The organism is Pseudoduganella namucuonensis, from assembly GCF_900116645.1.
GTDB lineage: Bacteria > Pseudomonadota > Gammaproteobacteria > Burkholderiales > Burkholderiaceae_D > Rugamonas > Rugamonas namucuonensis.
Map to the genome: position 1 here is coordinate 41,256 of NZ_FPBO01000012.1, position 13,950 is coordinate 55,205.

Sequence of the window (13,950 nt, forward strand, 5' to 3'; positions counted from 1 at the left end):
CATGCCCGCGAGCCCCGGCGCGCAGCACATCCACCGCGCCATCGAAGCCGTATGGCGCATGGAATCGGCCAAGATCATCGCCGTGGCCGCGCGCATGCTGCGCGACGTCGGCACCGCCGAGGAAGTGGCGCAGGACGCGCTGCTGGCCGCGCTGGAGCGCTGGCCTGAAACAGGCACGCCCGACAACCCCGCCGCCTGGCTGATGACGGTGGCGAAGAACCGCGCACTGGACCATCTCCGGCACCGCAAGCTGGAACAGGAGCGCGAGGCCGAACTCACCTACGAGATCGAGGGCCTGCTGCAAGACGCCGCGCCGGACCTCGAACGCGCGCTGGACGACAACATCGGCGACGACCTGCTGCGCCTGGTCTTCATCTCCTGCCACCCGGTGCTGTCCACCGAGGGCCGCGTCGCGCTGACCTTGCGCCTGCTGGGCGGGCTGACCACCGAGGAGATCGCGCGCGCCTTCTTCGTGCCCGAGGCGACGGTGGCGCAGCGCATCGTGCGCGCCAAGCGCACGCTGTCCGAGGCGCGCGTGCCCTTCGACGTGCCGCGCGGGGCCGAGCTGGTGGAGCGCCTGTCGTCGGTGCTGCAAGTGATTTACCTGGTCTACAACGAAGGCTATTCCGCCAGCGCCGGGTCGGACTGGATGCGGCCCGCGCTGTGCGAAGAGGCGCTGCGGCTGGGCCGCGTGCTGGCCGAACTGGCGCCGGGCGAGCCCGAGGTGCACGGCCTGGTCGCGCTGATGGAGATCCAGTCCTCGCGCGCACGGGCGCGCACCGACGCGCAGGGCGCGCCGGTGCTGCTGCTGGAGCAGGACCGCGCGCGCTGGGACCAGCTGCTGATACGGCGCGGCCTGGCCGCGCTGGCGCGCGCCGAGCGCGTGGGCCGGGGCCTGGGGCCGTACGCGCTGCAGGCCGCCATCGCCGCCTGCCACGCCCGCGCGCGCGCCGCCGCCGACACCGACTGGGGCCGCATCGCCGCGCTGTACGACGCGCTGGCGCAACTGGCCCCCTCCCCCGTGGTGGAACTGAACCGCGCGGTGGCGCTGTCCATGGCCTTCGGTCCGGAGACCGGGCTGGAGGTCGTGGATGGGCTGCTGGAGGAACCGGCGCTGAAGAACTACCACCTGCTGCCCAGCGTGCGCGGCGACTTCCTGTTCAAGCTGGGACGCAGGGACGAGGCGCGCCTCGAATTCGAGCGGGCCGCGTCGCTGACGCAGAACGCGCGCGAGCGGGAACTGCTGCTGTCGCGCGCCGCCGCCTGCGCGCCCGGCTTGCCGCGGTATTGAAATGCCGGCGCATAGGCGTCATACTCGGCGTTGCAAGCACTATCAACGATGACCATGCAACACCTTGACGATCTTTACATCGTGCGCGAGCCGCGCATTTCGCACGCGCAGTGGGCGGCGTTTGTCGCGCAGCGGCCGGATTTCGAAATGCCGGACCGGTTCAGCGGCAGCCGGGTCTTCCTGCGCGACGTGGAGCTGGACGCGTCCGGGCTATATATGTGGACCGGCCACAGCTCGGCCCAGCACTTCCCCGTCTTCTTCGCCGAGGACGGCATCCACTTCACCAGCGGCGACGCCGAGACCGTCTTTTTCGTCCAGGGCATCGCCTTCGAACTGGACGCCTGCGTCATGCAGAAGGTTAACCTGCTCAACTATGTCGACGACGTGCTTGTGCTTTGAGAAGGAATCCCATGCGAACCACACGCCGCGCGCGCCGCCGCCTCTAAATAAGCGCGCCTTCGGCGCGGCTGCGCGCGAAGCGCGGCAGGCCGTCCGCCAGCTTGAGCCAGGACAGCTGGTTTTCCGCGTGGGTGTGGTCGAGCGGCGGCAGCGCCTCCGGGTCGTCCAGGCTGGCGGTGGTGACGTCGATTTCCCCCTGGGCGCGGTGGTCCTCGAAGCTCAGGTGGGTGCCGCAGCGCGGACAGAAGCAGCGCGTGACGCCGGGACTGGAATGGAAACGCGTGGGCGCGCCCCGCGTGTAGCGGAAGCCCGCGCGCGCCACGGTGAACCACGCCACGCAGGGCGCGCCGGCGACGCGGCGGCACATGGTGCAATGGCAGTTGGTCCGATGGGAGACGGCGCCGTCCGCCTCGTAGCGCAGGTCGCCGCAGAAACAGCCTCCGGTGTGCATGACGGCCTCCTTGCCGGTCCTGGGCCGTCCATTGTAGCGCCGCGCGGCGGGCGGCGGCACACGCGAAAACCCGGGCTGAGCGATAATGGCCGCTCCATTCAACCGGGAGCCCGCCTTGCTTAATTTCGACTTCTACAACCCCACCCAGATCCTGTTCGGCAAGGGCCAGATCGCCGCCATCACGCCGCTGATCCCGGCCGGCGCGCGCGTCATGATGCTGTACGGCGGCGGCAGCATCAAGCGCAACGGCGTCTACGACGAGGTGAAGGCGGCGCTGGGCGGCCACGCGGTGGTCGAATTCCCAGGCATCGAGCCGAATCCGCAATACGAGACGCTGATGAAGGCGGTCGAGATCGTGAAGGCCGAGCGGATCGACTTCCTGCTGGCGGTGGGCGGCGGCTCGGTCATCGACGGCACCAAGTTCATCGCGGCGGCGGCGCTGTTCGGCGACGCCGACCCGTGGCTGATCCTGGAAAAGGGCGGCCGCAACATCGCCGCCGCCCTGCCCTTCGGCAGCGTGCTGACCCTGCCCGCCACCGGCTCCGAGATGAACAGCGCCAGCGTCATCACGCGCGCCGCCACGCAGGAAAAGCGCCCGTTCGCCAACCGCCTGGTGTTCCCCAAATTCTCGGTGCTCGACCCCTCCACCACCTTCACGCTGCCGCTGCGCCAGGTCGGCAACGGCGTGGTCGACGCCTTCGTGCACGTGATGGAACAGTACATGACCCACCCCGTCAACGCGCCGGTGCAGGACCGCTGGGCCGAGGGCCTGCTGCTGACGCTGATCGAAGAGGGCCCGAAAACGCTGAGCGAGCCGGACAACCTGGACGTGCGCGCCAACATCATGTGGACCGCGACGATGGCGCTGAACGGCGTGATCGGCGTGGGCGTGCCGCAGGACTGGTCCACGCACATGATCGGCCACGAACTGACCGCGCTCTACCACCTGGACCACGCGCAGACGCTGGCGGTGGTCTTGCCGGGCATGCTCACGGTGCGCAGGGAGGCCAAGCGCGCCAAGCTGCTGCAATACGCCGCGCGCGTGTGGGGCCTGGTTGAAGGCGACGAGGACGGCCGCATCGACGCCGCGATCGAGCGCACCCGCGCCTTCTTCGAACAGATGGGCGTGAAGACCCGCCTGTCCGGCTACGGCCTGGACGCCGGCGCGATCGACGCCGTGGTGAACCGGCTGGAGGCGCACAAGCTGGTCAAGCTCGGCGAGCACCGCGACGTCGACGCCGCCGCCAGCCGCGCCGCCCTCCAACTCAGCCTGTAACTTTCCCGCCACCAAAAATAGCCCAGGGCGGTTTTTCCCCCTCCGCAATATACGCCCAGGGCCATTTTTCCCGCGCGGCAAGCGCTTCGCTCCGACGTCGCCCCGAAACGCCCGCATAACGCGTGAAAAGCGCCCAGGGCCAATATTCCCTATGGTGAATAATGGCCCTGGGCGCTTTTTGTGGTTGTGATACACTTGCCGCTTCGCTAGGGGTCCTGGACATGCGTTGTCCGGGTGAGAGATACCCTTCGTACCTGATCTGGATAATGCCAGCGAAGGAAAGCGCAAAGTTGTTTCCCCTCCTTTGTTCCCTTCCCGTTGGCTCCCGTTTTTCTTAAAGAGCCCGTTATGTCCATTCGTAATTTCGCAGTTTCCGCGATCGCCCTGGCGATCTCACAGGCGTTCGCGCCGGCCGCTTGCGCCGACGACGCGCCCGCCGACACCACCATGACCGAGGTGGTCATCACCGGCGCCCGCAGCGCCAACGCGAACCGCTCGTCCGTCGCCGGTTTCACGGACATGCCGCTGCTGCTGACCCCCGCCTCCGTCACCGTGCTGTCGCGCGAACGCATGCAGGAGCTGAACATCCGCTCGACCACCGACGCCGCCAAGTTCGACGCCAGCATCAGCGACGCCTACAACGCGGTCGGCTACGCCGAGCAGTTCTCCATCCGCGGCTTCAAACTGAACAACGCCAGCAGCTACCGCAAGGACGGCCTGGCCATCTCGGGCGACACCCAGATCCCGCTGGAGAACAAGGAGGCCATCGAGGTGCTCAAGGGCCTGGCCGGCCTGCAATCGGGCCTGGCGGCGCCGGGCGGCATCGTCAACTACATCACCAAGCGCCCCACCGACACCGCGCTGCGCAGCGTGACCGTGGAGGCCTCCGAGCGCGGCACGCTGCTGGGCCACGTGGACCTGGGCGGCCGCTTCGGCGATTCCCGCTTCGGCTACCGCATCAACGCGGCCGGCGAACGCCTGCGCTCCTACATCAAGGGCGCGGACGGCCACCGCAACTTCGTCTCGGCCGCCTTCGACTGGCAGATCTCGCCCCAGGCGCTGCTGCAGATCGACGGCGACTACCAGAAGAAATCGCAGCTGTCGGCGCCCGGCTTCCAGCTGATTAACAACGTCACCCTGCCCAACGTGGCGGCGGACACCATGCTGAACGACCAGCCATGGGCCAAGCCGGTCGAGACCGAAAGCAGCAACCTGGGCGCGCGCTTCCTGTACCAGTTCAACAGCGACTGGAACGCCACCGTGTCGGCCAACCGCCATTCCTTCAAGCGCGACGATTACACCGCCTTCCCCTACGGCTGCGGCGCGCAGGACCTGTATCCCGGCTTCTGCGCCAACGGCGACTACGACGTCTACGATTACCGCAGCCTGGGCGAGGCCAAGAGGCCGCAGGCGCTGCAGGCCATGGTGCAGGGCAAATTCGCCACCGGCGCCTTCCAGCACGCGGCCACCTTCGGCTATTCCTACTTCAAGAACAGCGAGCGCTGGGGCGACTACGTGTATGACTGGGCCGGCGTGAGCAACATCTACCGCCCTGTGGCGGTGGCGCCGTCCACCGGCGTCACCGGCGCCGCGTCCGAGCGCCGCAACGACCATGAACGCGCCGTCTTCGTGCAGGACGTGGTGGGCCTGACCGACCAGCTGAAGCTGCACGCCGGCGTGCGCCACGCGCAGGTCGAGCGCAACGAGGCGGGTGTCGAACCCTCCGACCAGGGCTTCCTGCTGCCCAACGTGTCGCTGGTGTTCTCGCCGAAAGCCAACGTGTCGGCCTACGCCAGCTGGGCCAAGGGCCTGGAGCACGGCGGCATCGCGCCCATGCAGACCACCAACGAGAACCGCGCCCTGTCGGCCTCCGTGTCCAAGCAGATCGAGCTGGGCGTGAAGGCCGACGTGCACAAGGACCTGAGCCTGGCCATGGCCGTGTTCCAGATCCGCCAGGGCTTGGAATACACCGACGCCGCCAACACCTTCGTGCGCAACGGCCAGCGCCAGCACCGCGGCCTGGAGATGACGGCCCAGGGCAAGGTGGCGCGCGACCTGAACATCGCCTTCACCGCGATGGCGCTGGACACCGAGCAAAGCGGCACCGGCCAGGCCGCCATGGACGGCAAGCGCGTGACCAACGTGCCGAAGTTCAAATCGTCCGTGTACGCCGAGTACGCGCTGCCGCAAGTGGCGGGCCTGAAGGTGAACGCGAACGTGCAGTACGCCAGCCGCAAGGCCTTCGATCCCGAGAACACCACCTTCGTGCCTGGCTACAGCGTGGTGAACATGGGGGCGTCGTACTCGGCGAAGTTCGGCGCCACGGCCGCCGTGTTCCGCGCGCAGGTGTACAACGTCACCAACAAGTTCTACTGGCGCGACGTGACGCCTGACCTGGGCGGCTACCTGTTCCCCGGCGCCGAGCGCACCGTCAAGCTGTCCGCCCAGCTGGACTTCTGATCAGAACAGGTACTGGACCCGCATGGTGAAACTCTTCGCCGCGCGGGCCGAGTTTTTCCCGATCAGCCAGGCCGCCTCGTATTTGACGGCCTGGCCCCGCCCCAGGTCGCGCGCGCCGAACAAGGCCGGCCCGGCGCGATGCGACTGCCGGCTGCGCGGCAGCCAGTCGTTCCACTTCCCCAGCTCCCCGAAGCCCTGCAGTCCCGGTTCCAGCCAGCTTTTCCAGCGCTGCTTGACCTGCCACTGGTACACCATCTCCGTGTCGTTGCTCCTGCCGTTGCGGAAATCGCGCTGGAGGAACAGATTGAAGTTGAATTGGGTGCGGTGGTACTCGGTCTGCAGCACGGGGCCGATCTCGGCGCCGTAGCCATTGCCGGGGCTACGCTGGATGTCCGTGTGCAGCGCCAGATCGAAGGGGTATTGGCCTTGCGTGAGCAGGTAGTCGTTCTGCCACGCCACGCCCGCGAGCTTGCTGTCGCGGCCATGCGGTCGCCTCCACACGGCGTACAGCTCCGTGTACCAGCGCGACGTGACACCGTAGCCATAGCCGATTTCGGGCGAGGAGGTGCTGGAGGAATGCTTGTAGTCCGCGTTCCAGTATTTGTAGTCGATGGAGCGCTGGCCCTCGACGTCGTAAGTGCTGACCAGGTAGTAGCCGGTGGCCGCGCAGGCGAACTGCGGCGACAGGGCGGCCAGGACGATGAGCTTTTTCATCCTCCCAATGTAGCAGGCCTTCCCAGCAATTGCTCGACTTTCAGCAAACGCTCGGCGGCCGGACCGCTGACCACCGTGTAGGCGATGCCGCGCGCCGCCAGCTCCTCGAGCAGCAGGCCGGTGACGGCGCCGCTGACGTCCGTCTCCTCGCGGTGCAGGCCGTCCGGCACCCAGGGCAGCTCCGGCGCGCACACCAGCGTGTGGTCGTAGCCGTGGCCGCGCGCCAGCCGTTCCAGCTCCGGGTCGATGCCGCCGAAGTACTGGCGGCTGTACACCGCCGTCATCAGGGGCGTGGTGTCGCAGAACAGATAGCCGCGCGCCGCCGGCAGCGCCGCCGCCTCCCGCGCCACCTGGGTGCGGGCGATGTGGATCTGGTCCGCCGCCACCGGCAGGCGGCCCGCCGTGTCGACGAATTCGCGCAGGTATTCGGGCACCCAGATGGTGCCGTAGTGGCGCGCCAGGCGCGCCGCCAGCGTGGTCTTGCCGGCCGACGCGGAGCCCAGGATGGCGACGCGCAGCGCGCGCGTCATTTCAAGACCACGGCCTCGGCGCCGTCGCCCTCGCCGTCCATGGATTTGCGCCACGCGAACAGGCCGGCGATCGCCATCAGCACGAACATGCCGTACAGGACGGCCGTGAGCATCAGGTTCTTGTGGATGTAGAGCGCGACGTAGACCACGTCCACGATGATCCAGACGTGCCAGTTCTCGACCTTTTTACGCGACAGCAGCACCTGGCCCACCAGGCTGCCGGCGGTGAGGAAGCCGTCCATCCTCGGCACGTCGGTGTCGGTGAACGCGCGCAGGAACCAGGCCAGCAGCACGAAACCGGCCAGCCAGGCGACGGCGGCGATGGCGACGCCGCGCCTGTCCAGCTCCGTGACGGCCAGCTTGTCGTGCGCGGCGCTGCCATGCAGCCACTGGTACCAGCCCCAGAACGACACGCTGATGAACACCAGTTGCAGCGCCATGTCGCCGTACAGGCGCGCGCCGTAGAACACCACCCCGTAGGTGGCGGACGACAGGATGGCGAACAGCCAGGCCCAGTGGTTCTGGCGGATGTTGAGCAGCACGGTGGCCACCGACAGCAGGAAGGACAGCAGTTCCAGCGGCGTGGTGGCGAGGCCGAAAAGGTTCAGGGTTTCGTTCATGGCAAGGCGTTTCAGACGTGACCCGGGATTATGAGGCAAAAACGCCTAACGCTTCGGATACTTGATGGTCATTTCCCTCAGCAGGTTATCGGCGCCGTCCACTTCCTTCATCACCCACAGCATATAGCGGATATCCAGGTGGATGGCGCGGGTGATGGCGGTGTCGAAATACCAGTCCTTGGTGATCGATTCATACGTGGAATCGAAGTTCAGGCCCACCAGTTCGCCGCGCTTGTTCATCACCGCGGAACCGGAGTTGCCGCCGGTGGTGTCGGCCGTGGTCAGGAAGTTCACCGGCACGGTGCCCAGCACCGGGTCCTTGAACTGGCCGTAGCGCCTGGCCTTGACCGCGTCCACCAGCTTTTGCGGCGCGATGAACGGCTCCTTGCCGGTGTGTTTCTCGACGATGCCCTCGGCCGTCGTGAACGGGCCCTTGGTGAGGCCGTCCCTCGGCGAGTACGGCGCCACGGTGCCGTAGGTGACGCGCAGCGTGTAGTTGGCGTCCGGGTAGACCGGCTTGCCCTGCGACTTCTTCCACGCGATCACGGCGCCCATGTATTGCGGGATCACGCGTTCCAGGTTGCCGTCCACCTCCATGCGCCGCTCCTCCAGCGACATGGCCACGCCATGCAGGCCGACGGCCAGCTTGACGAAGGCGTCGTCCGAGGCGGCGAAAGCGGCGGCGTCCCTGTCCATCAGCGCCAGGCGCTCGGCGGTCTGCCCCAGCCGCGTCTTCGCGTACAGCGCCGGCACGCCGGCCGCCGCGGGCAGCAGCGCGTCCAGGCCCTGCGGGTGCGAGGCGGCGGCCAGCGCGGCGTAGCGGCGCAGGCCGGCGGCGTAGCGCGCCTCGTCCACGCCGGCGGCGAAGGATTGCTCCATGCGCGTCTGCGCGGCCTTGATGAAGCTCACGTCGCGTTCCTGGAAGCCGGCCTTGCGCTCCGCGTTCGGCTTGGCGCGCTCCAGCGCCAGGCGGTGCAGCTTCATGGCGCTCTTCAGCAGGTCGCTGTTGGTGGCCACGCTCCAGGCGAATTCCTCGTCGGCCAGCGCCATGTCGGCGGCGATGGCGGCGTCCAGTTCGGCCAGCATGGTGGGCGAGACGTTGGCCTGCCTGCCGTACCAGGCGCGGAATTCGGCGTCCTGCGCGTCCTTCACGGCGGCCAGGTCCTTGCGCGCGAAGCCGTCCAGCAGGCCCAGCGTCTTCTTCATGCGGTTGTTGATGGTCTTGACCTCGCTGGCGTAGCGCACCTCGCCCGCCGCGTCGCCCCTGGTGGCGGCGGCGATGGTGTCCAGGTCGGCCTGGTATTCGGCCGCCAGCAGCGGGTAGGCGCGGTCGCGCGCGTGGCGGATCTCAACCGGCAGCTTGTAGCGGCTGGTCTTGCCGGGGTAGCCGGCCAGCAGGATGGGATCGCCGTTCTTCAGGCCCTCGGCCGACACCGCCAGGTAGTCCCTGGAGTGGTAGGGCACGTTGTCCGGCGACGGGTCGGCCGGGCGGCCGTCCTTGCCCACGTAGGCGCGCAGGAAGGAATAGTCGCCGGTGTGGCGCGGCCACTCGTAGTTGTCGATGTCGCCGCCGTAGTTGCCGATCTTGTCGGACGGCGCGTACACCAGGCGCACATCCCGTATCATCATCTGGCGGATGCGGTAGTACTCGGCGCCGCGATGGAAGCTGGGCACGGAGCAGCGGTACATCTTGTCGGTCTCGCACTCGGCGATCAGCGCCTTGATGCGCTTCTGGGCCAGTTCGTGGCGGGCCTTCCCGCTCATCGCCTTGCCATCCGCCCCGCCCATGCCCTCCAGCACGCGGGCGCTGACGTTTTCCACCTTGTCGGTCACGTAGACCAGCATGTTCGGGCCGGCCGGCAGTTCCTGTTCGCGCGTCTTCGCCAGGAAGCCGTCGGCGATGTAGTTGCGCTCGGGCGTGGCGTTGCGCTGGATGGCGCCGTAGGCGCAGTGGTGGTTGGTGACCACCAGGCCGTGCGGCGACACGAAGGACGCCGAGCAGCCGGGCGTGGCGACGATGGCGCTCATAGGATGCTTGGCCAGGTCGGCCAGTTGTTCGGCCGGTATGGCGATGCCGACGCGTTTCAGTTCGGCTTTGAGCTGAGGCAGCTGGTGTGGCTGCCACTGGCCTTCGTCGGCGCTGGTGGCGCCGCACACGGCCAGCAAGGCGGCCGGAAGAACGAGTGATTTGTGCAAGATGATCCCCTGATGATAAAAGCACCGGCAGTATAGTGCCTGCGCCGCCGGGTGTCGTGCCCTTCCAGGCAACCATGCCATTCAGGCAAGAACGCTCGCCGGCAGACGTATCGTCAGCGCGCAGCCGCGGCCGGGCGCGTGCTCTGCCAGCCGCAGCTCGCCGTTCATCATGCGCAGGCGCTCGGCGATCAGCGACAGGCCGCCGCCGCCGACCAGGCGCCGCCCGGGCGCGATGCCGACGCCGTCGTCCTCGACCGACATCGCCAGGCCGTCCGCGTCCCGGTACAAGCCCACCACCACCACGCTGGCGCCGGCGTGGCGCCGCACATTGGTCAGCGCCTCCTGCAGCATGCGGAACAGCGCCAGGCCGGGTTCCTGGCCGATCTCGGCGAACAGGCTCTCGTCGGGCACCGCCAGCCGGCTGCGCACCCCGGCCTGGGTGGAGAACTGGCCGAGCAGCCACTCGAACGCCGCGTCCAGCCCCAGTTCCAGCACCGGCGGGCGCAGGCTGTTGATGATGGCGCGCGCGCTGCGCATGGTGCTGTCGACCACCGCCAGCACCTCGCCGGCGCGCCGGTGCAGCTGCGCGTGGCGCCCCGAGGTGCGCGCCCGCAGCATGACCACGTCGAGGCGCAGCGCCAGCAGGTTCTGCGCCACGTCGTCGTGGATCTGCTGCGCCACCCGCTGCCGCTCCTGCTCGTGGCTGCCGGCCAGGTGCGCCGCCAGCCGTTGCAGCCGGTCCTGCGCGTCCCGCAGGGCGTGGGCCGCCTCGGCCTCGGTGCCCTCGCCGCCGGCCAGCGCCATGCCGGCCACGTGCAACGCGCCGCCCAGCACCGCCAGCGCGCCGGCCCCGGGCCGGGCCGCCGCCGCGCCGGTGGTCGTGACCAGCATGCGGCAGGCGCCGTTGCCGGCGTCCAGGTTGGCGTCGATGCGCACCGCGCCCGCGCCGGGAATGCCGTCGAACAGCGCGGTGTCCAGGGAGGCGGCGCCGCCCTCGCGCGTCAGCGCGGTCAGGAAGCGGCGCCAGGCCGCCTGCCGCTCGGGCGCCAGGTAGCGCTCGAAGCCCTTGCCTTGCAGCGCCTCCGGCGTGGTGCCCAGCAGCGCGCCGGCGGCCAGGTTGGCGCGCGCGATGCGCCCGCGCAGGTCCAGCGTCAGATAGCTGGCCGGCGCCTGGCGGTACAGCGTCTCGTAGCCCGCCAGTTCCCGCCGCGCCTCGTCGTGGCGGTGCTGCTGCTCGGCCAGCGCGGCGCTCTGCATATCCAGTTCGATCTGGGTGACCTGCAGCTCGTGCCGCTGGCGCAGCGCGGCGCTGGCCGGCGCCGGCCCCGCCACCCGCTCGGCGCGCTCGCGCAGGCGGGCCATCTCGTCCTGCCGCGGGCTCACTGCCCGCCCCCGGCGTCGCGCACCCGGCCGCTGAGCAGCCGCAGTTGCGTCTCCAGGCGCTTGGCCTCGGTGATGTTGAGGAAGGTCAGCACCACGCCCTCGATCACGTTGTCGGCCGTGCGGTAGGGCATGATGCGCGCCGTGAACCAGCGCCCGTCGCGCGCGGCCACCTGCTTCTCGCTGAAGACCAGCGTGCGCAGCACCTCCTGCGCGTCGCGCTCGAGCTCCGGATAATCGAGGTCGTTGGCGATGTCGCTCAGCGGGCGTTGCACGTCGCTGGCGATCAGTTTGTAGATCTGCGTGGCCGGCGTGGTGAAGCGGCGGATGTGCAGCGCGCTGTCGAGGAAGATGGTGGCGATGTCGGTGCTGTTGAGCAGGTTCCTCATGTCGCTGTTGACCAGCGACAGGTCGTCGACCTTCGATTGCAGCTCCGCGTTGACGGTGTATAGCTCCTCGTTGAGCGACTGCATCTCCTCCTTGGACATGGTCAGCTCGGCGTTGGCCGACTGCAGTTCCTCGTTGGTCGATTGCAGCTCCTCGTTGGCCGAACGCAGCTCCTCGCGCGAGGTCTGCATCTCGTCGCGCACGGTGCGCACCTCCAGCCTGGCCTGCTCCAACTGGCGCTCCAGTTCGGCCACCCGCGGCGTGACCGGCTCGCGCCGCCGCCGCGCCGGCGCGGGCGCGCTGGCGAAGGTCACCAGCAGCATCTCCTGCCCCTGCTCGCCGCCCAGCGGCTCCACCACCAGGTTCACCAGCCGCGCCGCGCCGTGGCCGTCCTGCAGCGCGATGCCGCCCTGCCCCACCGCGCCCTCGCCCTCGCCGGCCCGGCGCAGCAGGTCCTCCAGCGCGTAGCGCAGCGGCTCGCGCACCATGGCGTGGATGTTCCAGTTGGCCTTGCCCGCCGCCGGCTCCAGGTACGCGCCGGTGCGGCCGTGGATGTACAGGATGTCGCCGTCGCGGTTCAGCAGGACCGCCGCGGGCGTGTGGGTCTTGAGTAGCTGCTGCTCGACCTGGGATTGCAAATTGCCGCTCATGGATGCCGCTCTCGCCTCGTACGGTTGGGGGGTGGCGCTCAGCGCCACCCGGTTGGAAAAGTGTTTCAGGGGAAGCCGCTGGCCGCCCTCCAGGCGCCGGAAGATGCGGCTGCCGCCGGCCACGGGCGCGAACAGGTCGGAGCACTGGCCCGGCGTGTCCGCGTTGCCCAGCACCAGGCAGCCGTCCGGCTTGAGCGCGTAGTGGAACAGCGGGATCAGTTGCTGCTGCAGGCGGGCGCTGAAATAGATCAGCAGGTTGCGACAGCATAGCAGGTCCAGCTTGGTGAACGGCGGGTCGGAGATGACGTTCTGCTCCGCGAAAATAATCATGTTGCGCAGTTCCTTGCGGATGCGGTAGCCCTGGTCCTCCACGGTGAAGCTGCGCTGCAGCCGCGCCTCCGGCAGCGCCTGCGCCAGGCCGAGGGGGAAGCAGCCGTGGCGCGCGCGGTCGATCGCGTCCGGATCGAGGTCGGTGGCGAAGATCTGCAGCGTGTAGCGGGCGGCCGGGCGCAGCTCGGCCAGCGCCTCGTTGAACACGATGGCCAGCGTGTACGCCTCCTCGCCGGTCGAGCAGGCCGGCACCCAGGCCTTGAAGTCGGCGCCGTCCGGATGCGCCGCCAGCAGGCGTGGCAGCACCAGCGTGCGCAGCTCGTCCCACACCGCCTCGTCGCGGAAAAAGCTGGTCACGCCGATCAGCATCTCCTTGAACAGCAGGTCGACCTCGCCCGGATTGTCGCGCAGCAGCGCCACGTACTCGACCAAGGTGCGGAACTGGTGCAGGTTCATGCGCCGCTCGATGCGCCGCATCACCGTGTTGAGCTTGTAGTCGGAGAAGTCGTTGCCGGTGTGGTCCTGCAGCAGCATCAGCAGCTCGCCCAGCGCGCTGTGGCGCGCCATGCCGGTGCCGCGCAGCAGGCGCAGGGGCCGCCGCCCCCGGTGCCAGTCGACGATGCGCTGCGCCATGCGCGCCGGCAGCTCGACGATGTCGGCCACGCCGGCGTCGATCGCGTTCTGCGGCATGGGTTCGAACTGCGCCGTCGATGGCCGCTGCACCAGGGTCAGGCCGCCGGCGTCCTGGATCGCGCGCATGCCGCAGGTGCCGTCCATGCCGGCGCCGGACAACAGCACCCCGGCGGCCAGTTCGCCCCGCTCCAGCGCCAGCGCGGCGAAGAACGCGTCGATGGCCAGGTGCGGCGCGCCCGGCGGGCGCGGCGCCGGCGCGCACACGGTCAGCGCGCCGCGCTCGAAACCGAGTTCGCCTCCGGCCGGGATCACGTACACGCAATCGGCCTCCACCCGCATGCCGTGCATGGCTTCGCGCACCGGCATGGCCGTCACGCGCTGCAGCAGCGGGGGCAGCATGCCCGGGTGCCGCGGGTCCAGGTGCTGGACCACCACATAGGCCATGCCGCTGCCGGCCGGGATCGCGGCCAGCAGGCCGCAGATGGGCTCCAGGCCCCCGGCCGAGGCGCCGATGCCCACCACGGGCACGGCGGGAACGGGCGGCTCGAGGTATTCCGGGATCAGGGGGCCGGTCGCGGACGCGTCGGGGGGCGGGGTTGGGACGTTGTCGCGCTTGCTCATCAGTGGCCGCTT

Annotated in this window: 11 protein-coding genes and 1 riboswitch; of the genes, 4 read left to right on the plus strand and 7 right to left on the minus strand. The window is 69.1% G+C overall.

The annotated features are described in order from the left end of the window. Position 1: 1 nt before the first annotated feature. Both BM436_RS14495 and BM436_RS14500 read left to right on the plus strand, forming a co-directional pair. Positions 2 to 1,291: an RNA polymerase sigma factor gene (locus BM436_RS14495; RefSeq protein WP_093556240.1), complete on the plus strand. Its 1,290-nt coding sequence runs from the start codon at positions 2 to 4 to the stop codon at positions 1,289 to 1,291. Positions 1,292 to 1,345: 54 nt separating this feature from the next. Further along, positions 1,346 to 1,690 carry a hypothetical protein gene (locus BM436_RS14500; protein WP_143133131.1) on the plus strand — a complete coding sequence of 115 codons (345 nt, stop codon included), beginning with the start codon at positions 1,346 to 1,348 and terminating at the stop codon, positions 1,688 to 1,690. A gap of 43 nt (positions 1,691 to 1,733) precedes the next feature. Here the strand turns inward: BM436_RS14500 and BM436_RS14505 are convergent, their stop codons facing one another. After that, positions 1,734 to 2,141, minus strand: a complete 408-nt coding sequence (locus tag BM436_RS14505) for a GFA family protein (RefSeq protein WP_093556379.1) — start codon at positions 2,139 to 2,141, stop codon at positions 1,734 to 1,736. A 115-nt stretch (positions 2,142 to 2,256) separates the two neighbouring features. Here BM436_RS14505 and BM436_RS14510 point away from each other — a divergent pair, with 115 nt between their 5' ends. Then, the gene (locus tag BM436_RS14510) at positions 2,257 to 3,417 is read left to right on the plus strand and encodes an iron-containing alcohol dehydrogenase (RefSeq protein WP_093556242.1); all 1,161 of its coding nucleotides are present in this window, start codon (positions 2,257 to 2,259) and stop codon (positions 3,415 to 3,417) included. 198 nt (positions 3,418 to 3,615) lie between these two features. Further along, positions 3,616 to 3,715, plus strand: a riboswitch (TPP riboswitch). A 50-nt stretch (positions 3,716 to 3,765) separates the two neighbouring features. Next, entirely contained in the window at positions 3,766 to 5,877 is a 2,112-nt protein-coding gene (locus BM436_RS14515; RefSeq protein ID WP_093556243.1) for a TonB-dependent siderophore receptor, read from the plus strand. Here the strand turns inward: BM436_RS14515 and BM436_RS14520 are convergent, their stop codons facing one another. From BM436_RS14520 to BM436_RS14545, 6 genes are all read right to left on the minus strand, one after another. Continuing rightward, positions 5,878 to 6,591, minus strand: a complete 714-nt coding sequence (locus BM436_RS14520) for a hypothetical protein (protein ID WP_093556244.1) — start codon at positions 6,589 to 6,591, stop codon at positions 5,878 to 5,880. Continuing rightward, positions 6,588 to 7,121, minus strand: a complete 534-nt coding sequence (locus tag BM436_RS14525; protein WP_093556245.1) for an AAA family ATPase — start codon at positions 7,119 to 7,121, stop codon at positions 6,588 to 6,590. The genes BM436_RS14520 and BM436_RS14525 overlap by 4 nt, the downstream gene beginning before the upstream one ends. Then, positions 7,118 to 7,741 carry a nicotinamide riboside transporter PnuC gene (gene pnuC, locus BM436_RS14530; RefSeq protein ID WP_093556246.1) on the minus strand — a complete coding sequence of 208 codons (624 nt, stop codon included), beginning with the start codon at positions 7,739 to 7,741 and terminating at the stop codon, positions 7,118 to 7,120. The genes BM436_RS14525 and pnuC overlap by 4 nt, the downstream gene beginning before the upstream one ends. Positions 7,742 to 7,786: 45 nt before the next feature. After that, positions 7,787 to 9,937 (minus strand): S46 family peptidase, encoded by a 2,151-nt coding sequence (locus tag BM436_RS14535; RefSeq protein ID WP_229490300.1) that lies wholly within the window; start codon positions 9,935 to 9,937, stop codon positions 7,787 to 7,789. 81 nt (positions 9,938 to 10,018) lie between these two features. Then, on the minus strand, positions 10,019 to 11,320 hold the full coding sequence (locus BM436_RS14540; protein WP_143133132.1) for a sensor histidine kinase: 1,302 nt from the start codon (positions 11,318 to 11,320) through the stop codon (positions 10,019 to 10,021). Beyond that, positions 11,317 to 13,938 (minus strand): chemotaxis protein CheB, encoded by a 2,622-nt coding sequence (locus BM436_RS14545; protein WP_093556249.1) that lies wholly within the window; start codon positions 13,936 to 13,938, stop codon positions 11,317 to 11,319. Before BM436_RS14545 ends, BM436_RS14540 begins: the two co-directional genes overlap by 4 nt. Positions 13,939 to 13,950: the final 12 nt, after the last annotated feature.

Excerpts from the sequence above, each read along its gene's own strand:
- pnuC (WP_093556246.1), bottom strand. The coding sequence starts at position 7,741 with ATGAACGAAACCCTGAACCTTTTCGGCCTCGCCACCACGCCGCTGGAA.
- BM436_RS14500 (WP_143133131.1), top strand. The coding sequence starts at position 1,346 with ATGCAACACCTTGACGATCTTTACATCGTGCGCGAGCCGCGCATTTCG.
- BM436_RS14495 (WP_093556240.1), top strand. The coding sequence starts at position 2 with ATGCCCGCGAGCCCCGGCGCGCAGCACATCCACCGCGCCATCGAAGCC.
- BM436_RS14525 (WP_093556245.1), bottom strand. The coding sequence starts at position 7,121 with ATGACGCGCGCGCTGCGCGTCGCCATCCTGGGCTCCGCGTCGGCCGGC.
- BM436_RS14545 (WP_093556249.1), bottom strand. The coding sequence starts at position 13,938 with ATGAGCAAGCGCGACAACGTCCCAACCCCGCCCCCCGACGCGTCCGCG.
- BM436_RS14520 (WP_093556244.1), bottom strand. The coding sequence starts at position 6,591 with ATGAAAAAGCTCATCGTCCTGGCCGCCCTGTCGCCGCAGTTCGCCTGC.
- BM436_RS14515 (WP_093556243.1), top strand. The coding sequence starts at position 3,766 with ATGTCCATTCGTAATTTCGCAGTTTCCGCGATCGCCCTGGCGATCTCA.
- BM436_RS14505 (WP_093556379.1), bottom strand. The coding sequence starts at position 2,141 with ATGCACACCGGAGGCTGTTTCTGCGGCGACCTGCGCTACGAGGCGGAC.